At 54.4% G+C, this 22754-nt stretch carries 20 protein-coding genes and 1 tRNA gene; 12 read left to right on the top strand and 9 right to left on the bottom strand.

The window, feature by feature from the left end:
• The first annotated feature begins 2 nt into the window (after nucleotides 1-2).
• The 3 genes from hpxX to hpxZ are packed head-to-tail and all read left to right on the top strand — an operon-like array spanning nucleotide 3 to nucleotide 1978.
• A complete protein-coding gene (hpxX, locus tag SGR01S_RS22460) occupies nucleotides 3-194 on the top strand; it encodes an oxalurate catabolism protein HpxX (protein ID WP_037422999.1) in 192 nt (63 codons plus the stop codon).
• Nucleotides 191-1591, top strand: a complete 1401-nt coding sequence (locus SGR01S_RS22455; protein ID WP_061808644.1) for an AtzE family amidohydrolase — start codon at nucleotides 191-193, stop codon at nucleotides 1589-1591. Before hpxX ends, SGR01S_RS22455 begins: the two co-directional genes overlap by 4 nt.
• A gap of 3 nt (nucleotides 1592-1594) precedes the next feature.
• Nucleotides 1595-1978, top strand: a complete 384-nt coding sequence (gene hpxZ / locus SGR01S_RS22450) for an oxalurate catabolism protein HpxZ (RefSeq protein ID WP_037422993.1) — start codon at nucleotides 1595-1597, stop codon at nucleotides 1976-1978.
• 37 nt (nucleotides 1979-2015) lie between these two features.
• Here hpxZ and SGR01S_RS22445 read toward each other — a convergent pair whose 3' ends face one another.
• Both SGR01S_RS22445 and SGR01S_RS22440 read right to left on the bottom strand, forming a co-directional pair.
• Nucleotides 2016-2900 (bottom strand): siderophore-interacting protein, encoded by an 885-nt coding sequence (locus tag SGR01S_RS22445; RefSeq protein WP_061808643.1) that lies wholly within the window; start codon nucleotides 2898-2900, stop codon nucleotides 2016-2018.
• A gap of 5 nt (nucleotides 2901-2905) precedes the next feature.
• Complete coding sequence (locus tag SGR01S_RS22440) at nucleotides 2906-4129, bottom strand: MFS transporter (RefSeq protein WP_061808642.1); 1224 nt, start codon at nucleotides 4127-4129, stop codon at nucleotides 2906-2908.
• 138 nt (nucleotides 4130-4267) lie between these two features.
• Between SGR01S_RS22440 and SGR01S_RS22435 the strand changes: the two genes are divergently transcribed.
• From SGR01S_RS22435 to SGR01S_RS22415, 5 genes are read left to right on the top strand one after another with little or no spacing between them, the layout of a single operon-like run.
• On the top strand, nucleotides 4268-6013 hold the full coding sequence (locus SGR01S_RS22435; protein ID WP_061808641.1) for an IucA/IucC family protein: 1746 nt from the start codon (nucleotides 4268-4270) through the stop codon (nucleotides 6011-6013).
• Nucleotides 6010-6960: a GNAT family N-acetyltransferase gene (locus tag SGR01S_RS22430; protein ID WP_037422982.1), complete on the top strand. Its 951-nt coding sequence runs from the start codon at nucleotides 6010-6012 to the stop codon at nucleotides 6958-6960. The genes SGR01S_RS22435 and SGR01S_RS22430 overlap by 4 nt, the downstream gene beginning before the upstream one ends.
• Complete coding sequence (gene iucC, locus SGR01S_RS22425) at nucleotides 6957-8705, top strand: IucA/IucC family protein (protein ID WP_061808640.1); 1749 nt, start codon at nucleotides 6957-6959, stop codon at nucleotides 8703-8705. The genes SGR01S_RS22430 and iucC overlap by 4 nt, the downstream gene beginning before the upstream one ends.
• Nucleotides 8702-10030 (top strand): lysine N(6)-hydroxylase/L-ornithine N(5)-oxygenase family protein, encoded by a 1329-nt coding sequence (locus SGR01S_RS22420; protein WP_061808639.1) that lies wholly within the window; start codon nucleotides 8702-8704, stop codon nucleotides 10028-10030. The genes iucC and SGR01S_RS22420 overlap by 4 nt, the downstream gene beginning before the upstream one ends.
• Before the next feature lie 39 nt (nucleotides 10031-10069).
• Entirely contained in the window at nucleotides 10070-12307 is a 2238-nt protein-coding gene (locus tag SGR01S_RS22415; RefSeq protein ID WP_037423078.1) for a TonB-dependent siderophore receptor, read from the top strand.
• A 725-nt stretch (nucleotides 12308-13032) separates the two neighbouring features.
• Here the strand turns inward: SGR01S_RS22415 and puuE are convergent.
• From puuE to SGR01S_RS22400, 3 genes are read right to left on the bottom strand one after another with little or no spacing between them, the layout of a single operon-like run.
• Nucleotides 13033-14007 carry an allantoinase PuuE gene (gene puuE / locus SGR01S_RS22410; RefSeq protein WP_061808638.1) on the bottom strand — a complete coding sequence of 325 codons (975 nt, stop codon included), beginning with the start codon at nucleotides 14005-14007 and terminating at the stop codon, nucleotides 13033-13035.
• Nucleotides 14008-14026: 19 nt separating this feature from the next.
• Nucleotides 14027-14770: an allantoin racemase gene (hpxA, locus tag SGR01S_RS22405; protein ID WP_061808637.1), complete on the bottom strand. Its 744-nt coding sequence runs from the start codon at nucleotides 14768-14770 to the stop codon at nucleotides 14027-14029.
• Nucleotides 14767-15516: a GntR family transcriptional regulator gene (locus tag SGR01S_RS22400; RefSeq protein WP_061808636.1), complete on the bottom strand. Its 750-nt coding sequence runs from the start codon at nucleotides 15514-15516 to the stop codon at nucleotides 14767-14769. Before SGR01S_RS22400 ends, hpxA begins: the two co-directional genes overlap by 4 nt.
• A 165-nt stretch (nucleotides 15517-15681) precedes the next feature.
• Between SGR01S_RS22400 and SGR01S_RS22395 the strand changes: the two genes are divergently transcribed.
• A complete protein-coding gene (locus tag SGR01S_RS22395; protein WP_061808635.1) occupies nucleotides 15682-17142 on the top strand; it encodes an NCS1 family nucleobase:cation symporter-1 in 1461 nt (486 codons plus the stop codon).
• Between the two features lie 46 nt (nucleotides 17143-17188).
• Here SGR01S_RS22395 and SGR01S_RS22390 read toward each other — a convergent pair.
• Nucleotides 17189-17265: transfer RNA gene (locus tag SGR01S_RS22390), tRNA-Asp, on the bottom strand.
• A 158-nt stretch (nucleotides 17266-17423) separates the two neighbouring features.
• The gene (dnaQ, locus tag SGR01S_RS22385; protein ID WP_061808634.1) at nucleotides 17424-18164 is read right to left on the bottom strand and encodes a DNA polymerase III subunit epsilon; all 741 of its coding nucleotides are present in this window, start codon (nucleotides 18162-18164) and stop codon (nucleotides 17424-17426) included.
• A 72-nt stretch (nucleotides 18165-18236) separates the two neighbouring features.
• Between dnaQ and rnhA the strand changes: the two genes are divergently transcribed.
• On the top strand, nucleotides 18237-18704 hold the full coding sequence (gene rnhA / locus SGR01S_RS22380) for a ribonuclease HI (RefSeq protein ID WP_061808633.1): 468 nt from the start codon (nucleotides 18237-18239) through the stop codon (nucleotides 18702-18704).
• Here the strand turns inward: rnhA and SGR01S_RS22375 are convergent.
• On the bottom strand, nucleotides 18701-19420 hold the full coding sequence (locus tag SGR01S_RS22375) for a class I SAM-dependent methyltransferase (RefSeq protein ID WP_061808632.1): 720 nt from the start codon (nucleotides 19418-19420) through the stop codon (nucleotides 18701-18703). The genes rnhA and SGR01S_RS22375 overlap by 4 nt on opposite strands.
• Nucleotides 19421-19588: 168 nt before the next feature.
• Between SGR01S_RS22375 and gloB the strand changes: the two genes are divergently transcribed.
• Nucleotides 19589-20344, top strand: a complete 756-nt coding sequence (gene gloB / locus SGR01S_RS22370) for a hydroxyacylglutathione hydrolase (protein ID WP_061808631.1) — start codon at nucleotides 19589-19591, stop codon at nucleotides 20342-20344.
• 71 nt (nucleotides 20345-20415) lie between these two features.
• Nucleotides 20416-21804 carry a murein transglycosylase D gene (gene mltD / locus SGR01S_RS22365; RefSeq protein ID WP_172479801.1) on the top strand — a complete coding sequence of 463 codons (1389 nt, stop codon included), beginning with the start codon at nucleotides 20416-20418 and terminating at the stop codon, nucleotides 21802-21804.
• Nucleotides 21805-21868: 64 nt separating this feature from the next.
• Here mltD and SGR01S_RS22360 read toward each other — a convergent pair whose 3' ends face one another.
• Nucleotides 21869-22663 (bottom strand): endonuclease/exonuclease/phosphatase family protein, encoded by a 795-nt coding sequence (locus tag SGR01S_RS22360; RefSeq protein ID WP_073963495.1) that lies wholly within the window; start codon nucleotides 22661-22663, stop codon nucleotides 21869-21871.
• Between the last annotated feature and the right edge of the window lie 91 nt (nucleotides 22664-22754).

The raw sequence follows: 22754 nt of genomic DNA, 5'->3' as shown, positions 1-22754 counted from the left end.
CAATGAACAATCCACTTGCCGCCGACTGGGCAGCCTATATCAGCCAGATGGAAGCCATATTGGCCCTGGAACTGGATGACGTACGCCGCCAAGAACTGTTGGCCCAGTTCAACCGCATCGCCGCGATGGCGGAACCGCTGATGGCCTTGCCGCTTGATCAGCGCCTGGAAATTGCCGGGGTATATCGAGCATGAATCCATTAAGCGCTTTGTCGATCGCCGAGATTCGCGCCGCTTTGAACCAAGGTGCGATGTCTGCCCGAGAGATCGCCCAGCAAACGCTGGAAAGTCTCGATGAGCTCAATCCTTCGTTGAACGCCTACACCCACATCACCCGCGAACGTATGTTGAGTGAGGCCGATCATATTGATCGCATCCGCGCCAAGGGCCAGGTTTTGCCGACGCTGGCAGCCATTCCTTATGCAGTGAAAAACCTGTTCGATGTCACCGGGGAGACCACCCTGGCCGGTGCCAGCCTGTTTTGCGATAACCCGCCCGCCAAACAGGATGCCTGGGTGGTGAACAAGCTGGCGACACAGGGTGCGTTGCTCTCCGGCATGCTGAATATGGATGCCTATGCCTATGGCTTTACCACCGAAAATAGTCACTATGGCGCGACACGCAACCCACACGACACCACACGCATTGCCGGCGGCTCTTCTGGCGGTTCAGCGGCAGCCGTCGCCGCCGGGTTGGTGACATTCTCACTCGGCAGCGATACCAACGGTTCAATACGTGTGCCCTCTTCGTTGTGCGGCATCTTTGGCCTAAAACCTACCTTTGGTCGCTTGTCGCGGAGTGGCAGCCAACCCTTTATCGCCAGTCTGGATCATGTCGGTCCCTTTGCACGTCGGGTGCGTGATCTGGCGGCGGTATATGACGTGATGCAAGGCACCGATATCGAAGATCGCTTTCAGGCAGAAAAACCGATCACCCAAACCGAGTCACTGCTGCCGCGTGGACAACAGGGCCTGCGTTGTGCAGTACTGGCGGGATATTTTCAGCAATGGTGCGATGACGACGCAAAAGCGGCGGTCTTGCAAGTCGCACAGGCACTTGAAGCCATCGCCGAAGTCGAATTGCCACAGGCTGAACTGGCGCGTTCTGCCGCGTTTATTCTCACTGCCGCGGAGGGAGGTAACCACTACCTGCCACTGCTGCGTAGTCACCCTGAACGCTTTGAGCCATTGTCACGTGAACGCTTGTTGGCCGGTGCCATGCTGCCTGCCGCTTGGTATGTGCAGGCACAACGCTTCCGCTCCCATTTCCAACAGCAGGTATTGCCGTTGTTTGAACACTGGGACATTCTGATCGCCCCAGCAACACCGTGCAGTGCTACAGCCATTGGTCAGGAAACCATGCGCATAAACGGTGCCGATCTGCCCATCCGTGCCAATATGGGGATGTTGACACAACCGATCTCCTTCCTCGGCTTACCGGTAGTGACCGTGCCGCTGAAAACGGCCTCTGGCCTGCCGATTGGTCTGCAACTGATCGCCCCGCCGTGGCGCGAGGATCTGGCATTGCGCGCCGCCTATGCGCTGGAACAACGCGGCGTGGCGGCCTGTGTTTTACCGGGGAAACAGGATTAACTGATGAAGAGTGACTATATTGATCGTCCAGCGGTTTTGGCAGAGGTGAACGCCGCCTTTTACCGCTATGAGCAGGCGTTGATTAGCAACGATATTGACGTATTGGATGAACTGTTTTGGCACGACGGGCGTACCGTTCGTTATGGCGCGACGGAGAATTTGTACGGTATCGATCAGATCCGCGACTTCCGCCAGCAGCGGCCCTCAAAAGGACTGGAACGTCTGCTTGAGAACACCGTGATCACCACCTACGGTGACGATATGGCGGTGGCCAGCACCGAATTTCGCCGACCTGGTAGCGAACGCATTGGCCGTCAGATGCAAACCTGGGTCAAACTGCCCTGCGGTTGGCGCATCGTCGCCGCGCATGTGAGTTTGATGGCGTAAGGCAAACGGGGCGCTCGCGCCCCGTTTAATGCTGATATCAACACCAGTACGCCATAAAGTTAACGGTGGAACGATCGAGATCGCGTTCGCCAATCAGATAACGGCGTAACGCCTTCACCGCGGAAGACTCTGCCGCAACCCAGGCGTAGAAGCTTTTCGCCCCTTCGGCTCGTTCCCACAGCAGATCGCCGCCCAGACTGTTTTCCGCCAGCGACTGCGCTTGCGTCCGCGCCGATTCGGGAATATGTACCCGTTGGCGCACCGATTCCACCAACAAGGTGCCATGCATCTGCTGATGTCCCACGTCACGCGGTAACCAATACACCTCGGCAAACGGGAAGCGGTCCATATTCAGGCAGTCACCCGCGACCGGCACTTCAAGAAACGCCTGCACCCGTGGCGGGTTGGCCTGCTGCGCCAACTGCTCCAGAATGCCCACCGCCGCCGGCACGGCCGTTTCGTCGGCGATCAGCAGAGCTTGTTGCAACGCACTCGGCGGTGCCCATTCGTAGCCGCCGCTGTCACCGTCGAAATCGGCATTGGGTGCCACCGTCTGAATGGTATCTCCTGGTTTGGCATGCGTCGCCCACGCGGAAGCCGGCCCGTTCACACCATGCAGTACAAACTCGACGTCCATTTGGTTCTGTTCGACCCGTAACGCGCGCAACGTATAAGTGCGCATCACCGGACGCTGTGCTTTCGGTATCGCCATATAGTCCCGATACCAGTCGTCACTGTTTTCCAGGCGTAGGTTCTGCCCCTCCTCGGCCGGGAACAACAGTTTGATGCGCTGATCCGGCGCTTCCAGCTTCATGCGGTGGACGTCCGGTCCCTCAAAAACGCAGCGCAGCAAGGAAGGCGATACATTCTCTTTTACTTTCAGTGTGATATCAAAAATTCTGTAGCTTGATACGCCGGACATAATGCTTACTCTCCCGCAGAATTTACCTGGATGCGGTGCTGGTGCCATAGCCAGCCGCTGATACCCCCCAGCAGGACCGCCATCGTCAGAGCCGCCGCGATCAGCTGCGACTCACCATAAAACTTTGCCACCACCGGCACCATCAGTGCACTCAGACCATAACCCAACGTATGACTGGTTGCGATCGCCCCTGACCCTTTGCCGGTAGATAATTTATCGTTCAGCATCAACTGATAACCCGGCGTTGCCATGGCGGCGCCAAAGGAGGCCAGCGCACAGCCGGTATAAAATAGCGCCAACGGTTGAGCACACATCAGGCCCAGCCCCACCACCATCAATACTGCCGCAATCAACAGTAGCTGCGGCGCGCTAAAGCGCTGTGGGCGCACGATCAGGAACTGCGCCAACAACGTACAGGCCGCAGCGACGCTCAGCAATACCGCCACATGATGGCTGACGGTGGTGGCAGAGTGGCTAAACAAACGCGTCAAATGTGGTGCCAGCCCCAGTTGCATCAGGCTAACGGACGCAGCCAACAACAATGCGCACAGTAAATAAGGTGCCATATTGAGACGCAGCCGATTTTGCTGATGCGCGACTGGCGGCAACGGCGGATCGTTGTGCTGGCGGCATACCACCAGCAAGGCAATCAATGGTGCAATAGCCATCAGCCACAACGGCGCCATCGGATGAATCGACAATGCCAATGCTGCGCACAGCGGCCCAAGCAGCCTCCCGCAACTCAGACCGGAGCTGATGGTCGCCAGTGCCGACATGCGCTGTTCGTAACCCGCACGCTGCAACGCCCATGTCTGGCTGGCAGGCACCATACCCGATACCGTCAAACCATAGATAATTCTTGCCACGATCAGTCCACCTAGCCCCACCATCGGTGAAAGCCAACCGGCAGACAGCCCCCAAACGGCCAAGGCCAGTAAAGCAAAACTGAACAAATACCCTGCTAATGCCATGGTTACCACAAACTTGCAGCCCCGAATTTCAGACTGCCGGCCCCACCATGGCGAACCGACCAGAAATAGCATTGAGCCGAGCGTCAATAGCCCAGCCCAGACCGAAAGCGATAATTGGGTCATGCCCACCAACACCGGCAATGCCACCAACAGGCCGTTTTGCCCGATGCCCAACAGCCCGGCACAAAGCGCCAGAGGCCAATTGGAAGGAGACGTATTCCCAATTGTCGGTGATTTAGGGGGAGAAGAAATATGCATCAAACGTAAATTTACCGTTAATAAAATTATAAGGTTATGTTCAATTCATTGAAAAATTGTATCATAGGACGATTGATAACAATAAATATTATTGATATAAGAATCATTCTCAATTGATTCAAACAGTGAAATGGGATCATGACAATCCAGTTTGAAACCGCGACGACCGACGTGGCTGCCCAATGTTTTCTCAACGCATTGATGCGTGAAACTCGGGACTGGCAAATCATTCCGCCAGCCAACCACCAACAGCATCCACAACTCCACATTCCACTTTCGTCTTCTCAGGCTATTCGCATCGCGTTACGCCATACCTCCCCCACTCAGCATCACCAATATCTGTTCCCGGCACGTCTGCATCAGCAGGACGACGGAGCAGGCGTTGCGCTGAGCGTAGAGCAACTGGTCACCCTGTTGCTGGAGAAACCTTCGGTGAAAGGTGAATTGTCGGATGACGTGGTAGCCCGCTTCCGCCAGCGTGTGCTGGAAAGTCATGATAATACCCAACAGGCGATCACTGTTCGTCTGGACTGGCCTGCACTGCGCGACCAGCCATTGAACTTCGCCCAAGCGGAACAAGGGCTGCTGGTCGGCCACGCCTTCCACCCGGCCCCCAAATCCCATGAGCCCTTCAATGAGCAGCAGGCGCGCCGTTACCTGCCAGACTTTGGCGCCCGTTTCCCACTGCGTTGGTTTGCTGTCGATAAACGTCAGCTGTGCGGTGAGAGTCTTAATCTGACACTGCAACAACGCCTGCAACGTTTTGCTGCCGAAAGTGCCCCGCAGCTGTTGGCACACTTTACCGATGACGTCTGGTTGTTGCCGATGCATCCGTGGCAAGCCGATCATTTGCTAACGCAAGTCTGGTGCCAAGATCTGGTGACTCAGGGGCTGCTCCGCGATCTGGGTGAAGCCGGTGAACGTTGGTTACCAACCAGCTCCTCTCGTTCGCTGTACAGCGCCAGCAACCGCGACATGATCAAGTTCTCCCTCAGCGTACGCCTGACCAATTCAGTGCGTACCCTGTCGGTAAAAGAAGTGAAGCGTGGCATCCGTTTGGCCCGTTTAGCACAAACACCACGCTGGCAGCACTTGCAGGCACGTTATCCGACCTTCCGTGTGATGCAGGAAGACGGCTGGGCCGGTTTGCGTTCTGCGGACGGGACGATTCAGGAAGAAAGCTTGATGGCGCTGCGCGATAACCTGTTATTCGATCAAGCGGAAAACCAGACCAATGTGCTGGTGACCTTGACCCAAGCTGCACCGGACGGCGGCGACAGCTTGCTGGCTGCAGCCGTGCGCCGTTTAGCCACTCGCCTGAACCTGCCATTGCAACAGGCCGCCCATACCTGGCTGGATGCTTATTGCCAACACGTCTTACTGCCGCTATTCAGCACCGAAGCCGATTACGGACTGGTTCTTCTGGCCCACCAGCAAAATATTCTGGTAGAGATGCAGCAAGACCTGCCGATCGGCATGCTGTACCGCGACTGTCAGGGCAGCGGCTTTACCCGCGATGCCGGCCCCTGGTTAGACGAGATTGGCGAGGCCGATGCGGAAAACCGCTTCAGTGAGCAACAACTGTTACGTTACTTCCCTTACTACCTCTTGGTTAATTCCAGCCTGGCGGTCACCGCTGCACTGGCAGCGGCCGGTTTCGACAGTGAAGAACAGCTGATGGCACGGGTGCGCGATGCACTGAGCGGCCTGCGCGCCAATGCAAAAAATACTCTGTGCCTGGACTACGTGCTCGACAGCAGTCATTGGAACTGCAAAGGCAATTTCTTCTGTTACCTGCACGACCATAACGAAAATACTATCGTCGATCCGGCGGTGATTTACTTCGACTTCGTCAACCCGCTGCGCCAGGGGGCGACCCAATGATGCCGCACGCCAAACTGATGCATGCCGGCAGCGGTTTTCGCTGCGAGCAGCTGGAAAAGGAGCTGCAACTCGGGCTGGGCCTGGACGGCAGTGCCGTGCTGCACTATCCGGGGCAGCTTCCGCAAGGTTGGTTAGTGCAGGCGCTGGATCAATTACTGGTCGCGGCACCGCAACTTAGCGGTATCACATTGCCCTATGCGCAATGGTGCGAAGAACCGCAAGCGCAGGTGCTATTTGCCTTGGCTAACAGTGACTACCTGGCACGCGACACCTTTTATCAACTGCCACTGTGGCTGGGTGCCGAACGCCACGCTGCGTCCGGGAAAATGCAGTATGACGCCGAACGCAGCCTGTGGTTCCCGCAACGCCCGGCACGGCCCAGCGGGGAAGTGTATCGCCGTTACGATCCCCAGTTGAAGAAAACCCTCAGTTTCCGTCTGCCAGAAGTGGAACGCGACGCCGAACAGTTCACCCGCTGGATGAACTCACCCCGCGTCGACGCATTCTGGGAAATGAGCGGCCCACTTGAGACTCAGGCTGCCTATCTGCAACGTCAACTGGACTCCAGTTACTGCTATCCCCTGCTGGGTTGCTTTGATGATCGCCCATTCGGCTATTTCGAAGTCTATTGGGCCCCCGAGGACCGTATCGGTCGTCACTACCGCTGGCAGCCATTCGACCGTGGGCTGCACATGCTGGTCGGTGAAGAAGACTGTCGCGGCGCACACTACATCCGCAGTTGGCTGCGTGGCCTGACGCATTACCTGTATCTGGACGAACCGCGCACCACTCGTATCGTTGCAGAACCACGCGCGGATAACCAGCGCCTGTTCCGTCATCTGCCAACTGCGGGTTACCACACCGTCAAAGAGTTTGATTTCCCGCATAAGCGTTCACGTTTGATCATGAATCAACGTGATGAATTCTTCCGGGGGGCTTCAGTATGATCACCACTGATTATGTCGACTGGCCACGTGTTAACCGCCAAATGATCGCCAAAATCCTCGCCGAGCTGGAATACGAGCGCACGCTGCATGCTGAACAGCATAATGGGCAATGGCACATCACGCTGGGCGATGCCCACTACAGTTTTAGCGCTGAACGCGGTATCTGGGGTTGGCTGCATATCGATCCGGCTACGCTGGCCTGCGATAAAACCCCATTAGCCGCCGACCAAACGCTGCGTCAGTTAGCGCTGGTGCTGAAAATGGACGATGCGCAGATTGCCGAACATTTGGAAGATCTGTACGCCACGCTGCGCGGTGATATGCAGCTGCTGTCCGCCCGTCATGGCATGAGCGCGCAGGATTTGATCGCGCTGGACGCTGATGCACTGCAATGTCTGTTAGCCGGGCATCCCAAATTTGTGTTCAACAAAGGCCGCCGTGGCTGGGGGCTGACCGCATTACAGCAGTATGCGCCAGAGTATCAGGGGCAGTTCCGACTGCACTGGGTAGCAGCCAAGCGTGGCAGCTTCGTCTGGTGTGCCGACGAAGAGTATCCACTGGAAAATCTGCTTAGCAGTGCGATGGATAGTGCCGAACGCCAGCGTTTTGACCGCCGTTGGCGCGAACTGAGACTGACCCATGACTGGATCCCGGTGCCGCTGCATCCGTGGCAGTGGCAGCAAAAGATTGCCTTGCACTTCCTGCCACAACTGGCCGAAGGCGAACTGGTGGAGCTGGGTGAATTCGGCGACAACTATTTGGCACAGCAATCGTTGCGTACCCTGACCAACATCAGCCGCCGCTCCGCATTCGACATTAAGCTGCCGCTGACCATTTACAATACCTCGTGTTATCGCGGTATTCCGGGTAAATACATCAGCGCCGGGCCGGCCGCATCGCGCTGGTTACAGCAGATTTTTACCGAGGACAGCACACTACACGCCAGCGGCGCCGAGATCCTTGGCGAACCGGCGGCAGGTTATATGACACACCCAACCTACGCTTCTTTGGCCAAAGCACCCTATCGGTATCAGGAAATGCTCGGCGTAATCTGGCGTGAAAACCCATCTTGCTATCTGCAAGAAGATGAGCAAGCCATTTTGATGGCGACACTGATGGAAACCGACAACCACGGCCAACCACTGATCGCCGCCTATATCGCCCGCTCCGGCCTGAGTGCTGAAGCCTGGCTGCAACAGATGTTCAGCGTAGTGGTGTTGCCGATGTACCACCTGATGTGCCGCTATGGCGTGGCCCTGATCGCCCATGGGCAGAACATCACGCTGGTGATGAAGGACCATGTGCCACAGCGCGTGCTGTTAAAAGACTTCCAGGGCGATATGCGTTTGGTTGATCAAGACTTCCCTGAAGCGGCGTCGCTACCGAAAGTCGTGAAGGATGTCACCGTACGTCTGTCTGCCGACTACCTGATCCATGACTTACAAACCGGGCATTTCGTTACTGTGCTGCGTTTTATTTCGCCGCTGATGCGAGCCTGTGGAATCAGCGAAACCCGCTTCTATCAACTGCTGGCGCACGTGTTGAACAGCTATATGGCTCAACACCCAGACATGGCAGAACGCTTTGCTCTCTTTGATCTGTTTAAACCACAAATCATTCGCGTGGTGCTCAACCCGGTGAAACTCACCTACTCAGAGCAGGATGGCGGCAGCCGCATGTTGCCAAACTATCTGCAGGATCTGGATAACCCTCTTTACCTGGTCACCAAGGAGTTTGCCCAATGAATCAGCCTCTGGATTTCATCGGCATTGGCATCGGTCCGTTCAACCTCAGTATTGCCGCACTCGGCAGCGAAGTTGCCGGTTTTAACAGTAAATTTCTCGAGCGCAAACCCCATTTTTCCTGGCATCCCGGCATGATGGTGCCGGATTGCCATATGCAGACCAGTTTCCTGAAAGATCTGGTCAGTGCGGTATCGCCCACGAATCCCTACAGCTTTATTAACTATTTGGTGAAGCGGAAGAAATTTTACCGCTTCCTGACCACCGAGCTGCGCACGGTGTCGCGTGAGGAGTTCGCCGACTACCTGGATTGGGCCGCCAATGGGCTGAAATCGCTCGAGTTCAGCCAAGACATTCAAAGCGTGGACTTTGACGACCAGCAGCGCCAATTTGTCGTCACCACCCAACGTGCCACCTACCGGGCACGTCACGTCTGTCTGGGCATTGGCAAACGCATCAAGCTGCCAGACTGCGTCACCGAACAAAACGATCGCTGCTTCCATGCCAGTGAGATGACGCTGCGCAACCCGGACTTGACCGGCAAACGCGTCACCATCGTCGGCGGCGGCCAGAGCGGTGCGGACCTGTTCCTGAACATTTTCCGTGCCGAATGGGGCCAACCAGCGCAGTTGAACTGGATCTCACGTCGCAACAACTATAACGCATTGGATGAAGCCGCCTTCGCCAACGAGTACTTCACCCCGGACTACGTTGACAGCTTCTACGGCCTAAACGACAGTGCCAAGCAGCGCATGCTGACCGAGCAGAAGATGACCTCCGATGGCATCACCAGCGACTCGCTGTTAGCAATTTACCGCGCGATGTATCACCAGTTTGAAGTGTTGCGTGAAAAACCCTGGGCACACCTGTTGCCAAGCCGCTCGCTGGCCGCGATCCAAGCCACAGGCAACGGCTGGCAGTTGGTGACCCACCATCATCTCGATCAGGGCAAAGAAACCTTCGATACCGATGTGGTGATCTTCGCCACAGGCTACCAGCAGGATCGCCCCGCATTCCTTGAACCGCTGGCAGAACGTCTGCTAACCACCGCCGATGATCAGTACCGTGTGGCCCCCGACTTCACCCTTGAGTGGCAAGGTCCCAAGGAAAACTGCCTGTTTGCCGTTAACGCCGGCATGCACAGTCACGGCATCGCCGAACCCCAGCTCAGCCTGATGGCCTGGCGGTCGGCTCGTATTCTTAACCGGGCTTTAGGACACGACCAGTTCGATTTAACGTCCACCCCGGCGGTGATCCAATGGCGCAGTCGGCAACCGGGCACACCAGCCCGTGCCGATCACGTCATGCTCAATTACACCGAATTTTAACTACACACCAATGATGGGAAACACTGGAAGATAATAATGATGAAGCGTAAACACCTCTGGGTATTAAATCCTTGTCTGCTGGCGATGCTCGCACCAGCCGCAGCCTGGGCAGAAGAACAAAAAAGCGAAGAGCAGATGGTGGTTTCCGCCAGTCGCTCACACCGTACCGTGGCAGAAATGGCACAGACTACCTGGGTGATTGAGAGCCAGGAAATTGAGCAGCAGGTACAGGGTGGCAAAGAGATCAAGGACATGCTGGCGCAATTGATCCCAGGAATGGACGTCAGTGGCCAGGGCCGTACCAACTACGGCATGAACCTGCGCGGTCGTTCAATGATGGTGATGATCGACGGCGTGCGTTTGAATTCTTCACGCAGCGACAGCCGCCAGTTGGATTCGATCGATCCCTTTAACATCGACCACATTGAAGTGATCTCCGGTGCCACCTCGCTGTACGGCGGCGGCAGTACCGGCGGTTTGATCAACATCGTCACCAAAAAAGGCCAGAAAGAGCAGCAGGTTGAGTTGCAGATCGGTGGCAAAACCGGCTTTGGCGGCCATAACGACCACGACGAGAACGTCGCGGCGGCAGTCAGCGGCGGTAACGATAATGCCTCGGGCCGTCTGTCAGTCTCTTACCAACGTTATGGCGGTTGGTACGATGGCAAGGGCAATGAAGTCCTGATCGACAATACCCAGACTGGCCTGCAGTATTCCGATCGTCTCGACGTGATGGGTACCGGCACCATCAATATCGACGACCACCAGCAGCTGCAACTGACTACCCAGTATTACAAAAGCCAGTCCGATGGCGACCACGGTTTGTTCCTGGGAGAAAATTTCTCCGCAGTGACCGGCAACGCCAAAGCGTATAACAGCGGTAACCTGAATTCGGATCGTATTCCAGGTACTGAACGTCACCTGATTAACCTGCAGTACTCCAACACCGATTTCCTCGGGCAGGATCTGGTGGCGCAGGTTTATTATCGCGATGAATCGCTGACCTTCTACCCGTTCCCGACGCTGGCGGGCAAAGCACCGAACTACTACGTCAGCAGCATCGGCGCCTCACAGCAGAAAACCGACTTTTACGGCGGCAAGCTGACGCTGAACAGCAAACCGATCGACGCCCTGACGCTGACCTATGGCATCGACGCCGAGCATGAAACATTTAATTCCAACCAGCAGTTCTTCAATCTGGCGAAGGCACAGCAATCTGGCGGCATGACGCTGGAGAATGCCTATAACACCGGTCGCTATCCGGGTTATACCACCAGCAACCTGGCCACGTTCATGCAGGCCAGTTACGATATCAACCCTATCTTTACCCTAAGCGGCGGTGTGCGTTATCAGTACACTGAAAACAAGATTGATGACTTTGTTGGCTATAGCCAACAGCAAGCCATCGCCACCGGCGGCGCGACCTCCGCGGACGCGATCCCAGGTGGGAAAACCGACTATAACAACGCCCTGTTCAACGCCGGCCTGCTGGCGCACCTGACCGAACGCCAACAGACCTGGATCAACTTCTCGCAGGGCTATGAAATCCCGGATCCGGGCAAATATTACGGCAACGGCACTTATTCGCTGAACAACGGCCACTATCAGTTGAACAAAAGCGTCAACGTCGGCGATTCCAAGCTGGAAGGGATCAAGGTTAACTCCTATGAGCTCGGCTGGCGCTATACCGGCGATAATCTGCGCACGCAGATCGCCGGCTACTACTCACTGTCCGATAAGAGTATTTCAATCAATAAAACCGACATGACTATCAACGTCAATTCGGATAAGCGTCGTATTTATGGGGTAGAAGGCGCGGTTGATTACTTCTTCGAAGACAGTGACTGGAGCGCGGGTACCAACTTCAATTTCATCCGCTCCGAGACCAAGGTCAACGGCGAGTGGAAAAAGCTGTTGGTGGACACTGCAAGCCCATCAAAAGTCACTGCCTATGTCGGCTGGGCACCGGGCGACTGGAATCTGCGTTTGCAGTCTCAACAGAGCTTCGACGTATCGGATGATGGTGATTACACCAAAGCCGGTTCCACTCAGGGCCGCAAAATTGATGGCTACAACACCATCGATTTCCTCGGTAGTTACGCTCTGCCGGTGGGTAAACTCAGTTTCAGTGTAGAGAACCTGCTGGACAAGGAATACACCACTGTCTGGGGCCAACGTGCACCGATCCTTTATAGTCCAACCTACGGTTCTCCAGAGCTGTACAGCTATAAAGGCCGCGGTCGCACCTTTGGTCTGAATTACTCCGTACTGTTCTGATCCTGTGGGCGCAATAGATGCGCCCAAACAGAATGGCAAAAGGGTCGTATCGTAATGCCTGTCAGTTAAGCCTGACGGGCATTTTTTAATGATGCATGCCCATTTCGTGCAACCTGAATTGCCGTCTATGCCCAGTGTTTCTTTGCTATTCCAGTGAACGGCAATTGAAGGGGCCAAAGGCGCGGCCCCTCCACCCGCGCCTCGCTTAACACCGCCTGCCCGCTATGCGGGGACCCTCGCTGCGCCTGCGTTGTCGGACGGGTCGGCTACGACAAACGTCCCTGTTAGTCTCGCCTCAACCGGCCTTCCCTGGCCGGTTGCCCCTGACAACGTAGTCTTACTCGGCAGCCGATGATGCGCGTCAAGGTCAACACCTGAATCTGCCACTACCGGGAAACTTATCCCTTATATTTGACATTACGTTATCGAAAATAAGGGAAATAGTGAGATGAGCACGGGGTTGAGCGCCCTTGAGGACGCTGAACGCCGGAATGACGCATAGGCGAAACCGCCATGGACGGCGGTTTCAGGTGAGACAGGCAGGGACGCCTGTCGTAACCGGCTGTGATGCGGCATGACAAAGTGAAGGCAGTTGGCGCAGCCAACCGTTTGATAGGGCAAAGGCGCGGGTTGCAAGGGACCGCGCTGACGGTCCCTTGCTCGGTCGGGGCACATAAACTGCATAAAACCTCGCAGATTTATCGACCGAAACCTTGCCAATACGTTTAGGAAGACACTAACTGACAAGCATTAGGCCGTATCGGTCCTTTGAACGGATGCTGCGCCAGCCAATGATCGGCGATATCTTGCCGCCGGCATACCCAAACTCTGTCGTGTTGTTCGATATAATCCAGGAAACGTTGTAACGCACGGAATTTGCCCGGACGCCCGAGTAAGCGGCAATGCATCCCGATCGACAACATCTTCGGCGACTCCGCCCCTTCGGCGTACAACACATCAAAGCTGTCTTTCAGATAAGTGAAGAACTGCTCTCCGGTGTTAAACCCTTGCGGTGAGGCAAAACGCATGTCATTGGCTTCCAGGGTATAGGGCACAATCAAATGCGGTTTTTTCTCACCATCTGAACACAGCACCTCGGTCCAGAACGGCAGATCGTCACCGTAATAATCGCTGTCGTACAACAGGCCACCTTGTTCCACCACCAGCCGACGGGTATTTGGGCTGTCGCGGCCGGTATACCAACCGAGTGGAGCCTTGCCGAACAGCTCACGCAATACCGTGATGGCCTGCTGCATATGCTGCCGTTCGGTCGCTTCATCCATATGTTGATAGTGGATCCAGCGCCAACCGTGGCTGACTACGTCATAATCGGCGTTTTTGATCGATTCAACCACCAACGGGTTACGCGCCAACGCCATCGCCACACCAAACACCGTCAACGGCAGGCCACGACGCTGAAACTCATTATGAATACGCCAGAATCCAGCGCGTGAACCATATTCGTACAGGGAATCCATCGACATGTGCCGCTCGGGATAACTGGCAGCACCGATGATATCGGAAAGGAATTGTTCAGAACCCGCATCCCCATGCAGCACGTTATTTTCCGCGCCTTCCTCGTAATTGAGGACAAACTGCACTGCGATGCGTGCCTGTCCGGGCCAACGAGCATGAGGCGGTTGCCCGCCGTAGCCGATCAAATCACGGGGGTAATCTTTATTGAACTGGTACTCACTCATCGCTGCTTCCCTTTTCTGATTACCCGTTGAAACTGCTAAACATGCCGGACAAGGGTTTTGCTTGTGGGAAATCCAGATCGCCGTGTTTACTGGTGCTCAGACCGAGCGCATGCAGCGACTCGATCATTTTCACCGCAGCGCTGACACCGTCGATCACCGGGATCCCCAATTCCAACGTCAGTTCTCGCGCTAAATCGGCCATCCCTCCACAACCGAGCACAATCGCCCCGCTGCCGTCCTGCTGTTTTGTTCGGATGCACTGTTCACGCACTTTTTGCTGAGCCAGACCACTGCCATCTTCCAGCGCGAGTACCGGTAGATCAATCGCATGCAACGCGGCACAGTGCCGTTCAAAACCATATTGATGCAACAAATGCCGTGCGATGACTAAGGTGCGCGGCAGCGTGGTGACAATGGAAAAACGCGTCGCGACCAGCGTCGCCATATGCATTGCTGCTTCCGCGATCCCAATCACTGGCCGGTTTGCCAGTTCACGTGCCGCCAGCAGGCCCGGATCGCCGAAACAGGCGATGACATGACCGCTGACGCCAGACTCCCGCCCCAGCTTTACCTGCTGCAACACACCGATGGCCGCGATGGCTTCGTCAAAATGCCCTTCTATCGACGGTGCCCCAGCTTGCGGGCTAACGGCCAGAATCTCCGTACCCGGAGCGGCTACCGAGCGAGCAGCGACGGCTATGGTTTCGGTCATCGCCAGGCTGGTATTCGGATTAATGACCTGAATAATGCAGCGAGCGGTCATAGCGACTCCCGTGATGCGGTTGCAGCAAAAATATGGGCGAAATCCGGCGCCTCATTGGCACCTTGGTCAAACTGTAGATTAGCCACGATATCGTCAAAATGGCGGGACAGGTGAGCCGCCAACGCTGCACTGTCCTTCGCACGCAACAACGTCAGTAGATCGCTGTGATCATGGCAACGACAGCCTTGCTGCCAGGGAGAACCGTATACAGCTATCACCAACGATGAGCGCAATGTGAGCAGTGAAACCATTTCCGTCAGCACTTGATTGCCGGCAATCGCCTGCAGCTGCACGTGGAACGACGCAGACAGACGAATCGCCGCAGCCCCGTCCTGATCGCGATGCGCCTGCTGTTCCTGTGCCACGATCTTTTCCATCGCCAACAAATGATCTTCACTGCAGTGAGCAATCACCTGCGGCAGGTTGGCACACTCCAGCATTTTTCGCGTTTGGAAAACGTGAGCAGCTTCGTCTTGCCCCGGCGTTGCCACTTGTGCACCACGTTTGGGCAATTGGGTGACCAATTGCACTGCAGCAAGGCGCTGCAATACCCGCCGAATGCCGGTCCGGCTAACACCAAACGTTTCTGCCAGCGCTTCTTCCGGCAGTTTACTGCCGGGCAGCAACCGGTGTTCGACGATGGCTTTCACCAGCGAGTTATAAATATGATCGTCTTTATCTTCAATGAAGTAAGTGGCCTGTTGCCCCTGCCACACAGCGCTAGCGCCGTTCGTCATACCGATCATTTTTCTGCTCCCCGTCCCCTTCGATAGCCAAATCGTATACAAAAAATAGATATTTTGTATACAAGAAAACACAGTCTGGCCTGGATCCTGCAAAAGCCCTCCCAGCAAGCTTTACCAAAAACAGATAACGACATCCGGGTGACGTTCTTGAGAGGAGCACGATTTATGCCAAACCCTAATGAAAACTACAGTCCTAAGCTGTGCAACGATGACCTGGCACCTACGCGTGACCAAAACTGGAGCTGGTACAACATCTTTTCTTTCTGGATGTCGGATGTGCACAGTATGGGTGGCTATGTGGTGGCAGCCAGCTTCTTCGCCCTCGGTCTGTCGAGCTGGCAGGTGCTGATTTGCCTGTTGGCAGGAATTTGCATCGTACAGTTTTGCGCTAATCTGGTGGCCAAACCCAGCCAACTTGGCGGCGTGCCTTACGCCGTATTAAGCCGCCAGGCGTTTGGCGTGTTTGGTGCCAATATTCCCGCGGTGATCCGTGGCATGATTGCCTTCGCCTGGTACGGCATCCAAACCTATCTGGCTTCCAACGCACTGATGCTGACACTGCTGAAATTCTTCCCGTCGCTGGAGCCGATGACCCAATCACATTTTCTTGGGCTATCGCAGCTTGGATGGTTTTGCTACATCACCATGTGGCTGTTGCAAGCAATGGTGTTTTGGCATGGTATGCAGGCCATTAAACGTTTTATCGATATCGCCGGGCCGGCAGTGTATGTGGTGATGTTCGCGCTGGCGGGCTGGATTATTTACCGCGTCGGTTTTTCCAACCTTTCCCTCACGCTAACAAGTAAAAACCTGAGTGCCGGTGAACAAGGCTGGTTAATGCTAACCGCCACTGCGCTAGTGGTATCTTATTTTTCAGGCCCGCTGCTTAACTTTGGCGATTTTACCCGCTACGGCAAAAGTTTTGCCGAGGTGCAACGCGGCAACCGTTGGGGACTGCCGTTTAACTATCTGTTATTTTCGCTGGTGACCGTGGTGATTGTTTCCGGCACCTTGCCGTTGTTCGGGCAGCTCATCACCGATCCCATCGAAACCGTCACCCGTCTCGACAGTGATATTGCCGTCGCCCTTGGGTTGCTGACCATGATAGTGGCCACTATTGGCATTAATATTGTGGCCAACTTTGTATCACCAGCATTTGATTTCTCTAACTGCTCACCGCAGAAGATCAGCTTCCGTACTGGCGGGATGATTGCCGCCGTCGGCTCATTTCTGCTCACGCCGTGGAATCTGTTTCAGTCGCCCGAGTTGATTCATTACACACTGGATGTTCTGGCGGCCTTTATCGGCCCACTGTTCGGCATTCTGTTGGTGGATTTTTACATCATCAAGCGGGGGGAATTGCATGTCGATGATTTGTATAACGCCACCCCGGCCAGTCGCTACTGGTACAAAAACGGGTTCAACCCGAATGCGATCTGGGCGCTGGTACCTGCGGTGATGATTGGACTGGCGATCAGCTTCACACCGGGTTTGCACGAGGTGGCAAACTTCAGTTGGTTTATCGGTGCTGCGTTGGGTGGAGGATGCTATCGGATCATTGCCCGCCGAGAATGGGCAGCCAATCAGGCGGTCACCTTTGCCAAAGCCGAATTGAGCAAAGATTAAAAACAACGAAGCCCTGAGTTATTGCTAACTCAGGGCTTCTGAATGTTGGCGGAACGGACGGGGCTCGAACCCGCGACCCCCTGCGTGACAGGCAGGTATTCTAACCAACTGAACTACCGCTCCGCGCCGTTCTTCTCTTTCGAGAGAGAACGAGGCGCATATTACGGTTGAGTCAGTATGGCGTCAATGCCTTTTTCTTACCAAATGAACCGTTTGCGCAGTTTTTCAGCTAACACGACGTAAAGGTTATCCGACTGCCTTTTTATACGCCGAAAACAGCATTACTCCACTTCTGTGCGCCACAAGCAACTGCCACCTTTTTTCGCCACCAGATCCAGGCGAGCTTCGTGCGCGACCACTTCTTCATCGCTGGCATAGACCACTTTCATCGTTGTCGCCGGGCGAACAATACGCTGAATGTCCTGCGTTGAGTTGTTATTTTGCGTATCCCCTTCCATCTGGAACGCGATCGACGTCTGACCACCGGTCATCGCCAGATACACTTCCGCCAGGATTTCGGCATCGAGCAATGCGCCGTGCAAGGTACGTTTGCTGTTGTCTATCTCATAACGACTGCACAAGGCATCGAGGTTATTACGTTTGCCTGGGAACAGGCGACGCGCCATTAACAGGCTGTCGGTAATGGTGCAGAAGGTATCGGTCTTCGGGATGCCCTGCTGCAGCATGCGGAATTCGTGATCCATAAAGCCGATGTCGAACGCCGCGTTATGGATGACTAACTCACCGCCGCGGATAAAGTCGATAAACTCATCGGCAATTTGGTCAAATGTCGGTTTATCTGCCAGGAATTCATCGCTGATGCCATGAACCCCATAGGCCTCTGGATCGACCAGGCGATCAGGCTTGATATAAACGTGATAGTGACGCCCCGTCGGGCGACGGTTAATCACCTCGACCGCACCAATTTCAATGATGCGGTGGCCTTCGTAATGCACCCCGAGTTTGTTCATACCGGTGGTTTCGGTATCGAGGACAATCTGTCTGGTGGTTGTAGAGATCATATTGCAGTGCTCACAGCGCTCGTTTATGTCAGACTTGGCTTTTATAAAACTGATAGGAAGAGTCTACCAGAGATGCTCAAACAGGTAGAAATTTTCACCGACGGCTCCTGCCTTGGCAATCCGGGCCCCGGTGGTTATGGCGCAATATTGCGTTATAAACAGACTGAGAAAACCTTCAGCGCGGGCTTCCGCCTGACCACCAACAACCGTATGGAGATGATGGCGGCCATTGTCGCGCTAGAAGCTCTGACAACGCCTTGTGAAGTGATCCTCAGCACTGACAGCCAATATGTGCGCCAGGGCATCACCAGTTGGATCCACAACTGGAAAAAGCGCGGTTGGAAAACCGCCGACAAAAAACCGGTTAAGAATGTCGATCTGTGGCAACGGTTGGATTTAGCTATTCAGCGCCACACCATCAAATGGGAATGGGTCAAAGGCCACGCCGGTCACCCGGAAAACGAACGTTGTGACGTACTGGCACGTGATGCAGCGGGTAACCCAACCCAAGATGATGTGGGTTACAAACCGGAAAGCTAAGGCAGTTTGCGATAACTCTTGGTCGCGCCAACAGCGCGGCTGAGAGAAGGCTTTCTCGCCCCAAGCTTCATCGGCGTTGGCGTCAACGGCAACGTGCGTTTACGCGCAACAATCACGCTCATACACCCCAGCGCCGGTAAATGCGTACACAGAAACTTCCCGCCTTTGCGTTGCCACGGCAGCACGTGAAAACGCGACTGATATAACACTTCATAATTCAACAGGCTCAGCCAGTCCAGCAAACGCATTTGGGTGAACATCCGGCTGACATAGGGCTGACGACGACGCAATCCCGGTACCAGCTTACCTAAGCCCAGCAAACTGAACGGGTTGAAACTGCTGATCACCAACCAACCATCATCAATCAACACGCGATCGACTTCACGCAGCATCCGGTGCGGATCGTCAGCATAAGACAGCGTATGCGCCAATAAACAGGCATCCACGGATTTTGCAGCAAAGGGCAACTGGTAGGCATCCGCGATCACCTGCAGATTTTCACCCTCCAGACCCGCATTCACCTGATGGGAAATAGCACACTTGTCGGTTGCCAGACTGGCGCTGAGATTGCCGAGCTTAAGCAGATGGAAACCAAACAGTTTCGGCCACCAGGGTTGCAACTGCCGTTCGAGCGCCTCACGATAGTATTCCCCCCACGGCAACTCTGCCCAAGACTGTGGGCCGGTGAGCTTTTGTAGAGTATGGGCTGGTTTCATGATTTAGTATCTTCTCTACCCAATGGATTCAAATTGCAGCCAGGTGGCTAACTCGTGTCCCCAAGCGCTAACGCCAGTCAGTCACTGGGTGAGCGTGTGCAGCAGCGAACAGCACCGCGTTTAGAAAGACGACGTGTAAATCAAGCCGTTACCAACAAGAGGTCTTACATGAATCTTATCAGCATTCCCGCCTTCCAGGACAATTACATTTGGTTATTGGATAACCAGAAAGGGCATTGCATTATTGTCGATCCCGGCGAAGCGCAACCGGTACTCGAAGCGCTCGATCGTCTACATCTGGTGCCTGACGCTATTCTACTCACCCATCATCATCACGATCACGTCGGTGGCGTAGCGCAAATCACGGCGCGCTATCCCGGGCTAAAAGTCTATGGTCCGCAGGAAACTGCCGACAAAGGCGCCAACCACATCGTTCATAACGGCGAAACCATCGAAATAAACGGTCAAAAATTCGCCACAATCGCCGTTCCCGGACATACATTGGGACATGTGGCATTCTATAGCGCGCCTTATCTGTTCTGCGGAGACACTATTTTCTCTGCTGGCTGCGGCAGACTGTTCGAAGGGACCGCCGAGCAAATGTACGACTCATTTCAACAACTCGCGCAACTTCCCGATAACACCTTAATTTGTTGCGCGCATGAATATACGCTTTCAAATCTTAAGTTTGCGCGGGCTATTTTGCCGGAAGATCGAGAGATTGAAACATATCAGCAACAAGTCGCTGCGTTACGGGCAAAAGGCCAACCCAGCGTGCCCACCACGCTACAATTAGAGCGTAAAATTAACTTATTTTTACGCTGTCATGACACTGATTTACAAAGAGAATTAGGCTTTCATACGCCACCACAACACCTTCATTCAGTTTTTTCCGAATTACGCCTGCGGAAAGACAACTTCTGAGCTTTTAGTTGTGTTATTTGACGAAGCAAAGTATGATTGCTCGTCTTTTAAGCAACTACATTGACACACACATGAAGGCTAAAGCGATATTTCTCGCCTCAGTCTTGCTAGTGGGGTGCCAGTCGTCCAGGCAGGACGCACCGGCCCCAGAACAGCATGCACAGAGTTTGTCTTCGGCAGGTCAAGAAGGTGAAGCAGGAGAGTACACAGCGAATGGTCGAGCGAGCTCGGCGCGGTGGCTAGATAACAATAGTGGTGCCGCGCAACAGAACCTGTGGAACTTCATTAGCGACGAGCTGAAGATGGAGGTTCCGGAAAATTCCCGGATCCGTGATCAAAAAAGAAAGTACCTAAAAAGTAAGAGCTATCTCCACGATGTAACATTACGGGCAGAGCCGTACATGTACTGGATAGTCGGGCAGATTAAGAAACGTAATATGCCGATGGAACTGGTACTGCTACCCATAGTGGAGAGCGCTTTTGACCCACACGCCACGTCAAGTGCCAACGCCGCAGGGCTATGGCAAATCGTGCCGCAAACGGGTCGGAATTATGGTTTGAAAAACAATCAGTGGTATGACGGGCGACGCGATGTTGTGGCCTCGACGACTGCTGCGCTTGATATGATGCAGTATTTGAACCGCATGTTTAACGGTGACTGGTTACTGACCATTGCCGCTTATAACAGTGGTGAAGGCCGAGTCATGCAGGCGGTTAAGGCGAATAAGCGCCAGGGTAAGCCAACCAATTTCTGGGCATTGTCGCTTCCACGTGAAACGTCAATTTATGTCCCGAAAATGCTGGCACTGAGCGACATCATTAAAAACAGCAAGAAGTACGGTATCAATCTCCCTAAGACTGATAACACCCGTGCACTGGCGCGTATTGATGTTGGGCAGCAAATACAGTTAACTCAGGCGGCTGAGATGGCTGGGCTTTCTCTTACCAAGATGAAAGCTTACAACCCTGGCTACAAAAAAGGCGTTACGGCACCCAACGGGCCCCATTACATTATGGTTCCCAAAGGTCATGCCGATCAGCTGAAAGACTCGTTGGCCGATGGCCAGATCGCAGTGACGCAACCGACAACACAGTTGGCGAAGAACAGCGGTTTGACTGGTGGAAGTTCGTATAAAGTGCGCTCCGGCGACACGGTATCGGGCATCGCCAAACGGTTGAACATTAAGTCCAGCGATTTGCAGAGTTGGAACAACTTACGTGCCAAGAGCACCTTAAAAGTTGGGCAAACCCTGCAAGTGGCCAGCAACACTGGCAATAACAGCAGTATCACCTATCAAGTTCGTAAAGGTGATTCGCTCGCCAGCATTGCACGTCGTCACGGCGTCGATATTAACGACGTGATGCGTTGGAACTCAACGCTTGCAAAGGCCAACAACAGCCTGCAACCAGGTCTGAAATTGACTTTGTTTGTCAGCGATAAAACGTCGCCGGATACCTAAATTTTCGGCACAAAAAAAGCACCCTTCGGGGTGCTTTTTTATTGTCTGCATTTTGGGCACGACACTACCAGTGTGGTTTATCGGCTTCCGGATGAAACTCCACCAGCAGCGGGTTATGATCCGACGCACTGGTCACCAGTACCGAAGCCTCAGCCACACCCATGTTGCGATAAAACACAAAGTCCAATGGGCGCCCAAAGGCCTTACGGCGATGATCATCCGTGAAGCTCACCTCACGCAATGCCATATCACTGGCAAACTGATATAGCGCATTGATGCGTTTACGGCTCCAGGCATTAAAATCACCGGCCATGATTACCGGACCGTGATGATTGGCAATTTGTTCACCAATCGGCCCCAGTTGCTTACTATAAACGTCCACCCCCAGGCTAAAGTTCACCGCATGGATATTCACGACCATCAATAACTGACCATTAAATAACGGGTAGACGGTGATCAACGCCGACTTGGCTAATCGCAGCAGTGGTTCACGCTCGCGTAACGGACAACAGTAGACCGGATGTGCCGCCGCCAGTGTCATGACGCCAGAAGGGTGCTGTGGCAATACAAAAGCAGGAACCTGATCGGCAGCCAGATAATTTGAGGTCGCGAAACTCACCAGTTCAGGCGTCGTTTGCGCTTCCTGCAACAGTACCAGTTGCGCATCCTTACCATAACTTTTCAACACCGAAAGCCAATCGGCCCGTTGCTGCTTAAAGATATTCCACACCATTACCCGTAACGCACCAGATGTGGGCAATGCAGCCCCGGGTGGCAGCGGTTGATTAATGGCGCCAGGGAAAATTCGCTCAACTGGCTGGCCTGCAACATACCTCATTGCATAAGTTCGTTTCGGCACGCTATTCGCCTATTTCCCATTAGGATGAAACTGGCGGTGACATTCCCGCCAACAATAATTCGATTATACGCCTGCCCTGACATGACGGCAT

The sequence above is a fragment of the Serratia grimesii NBRC 13537 genome (assembly GCF_001590905.1).
In the GTDB taxonomy this organism is placed as follows: domain Bacteria; phylum Pseudomonadota; class Gammaproteobacteria; order Enterobacterales; family Enterobacteriaceae; genus Serratia; species Serratia grimesii.
This window is presented reverse-complemented; position numbering and strand designations above follow the sequence as displayed.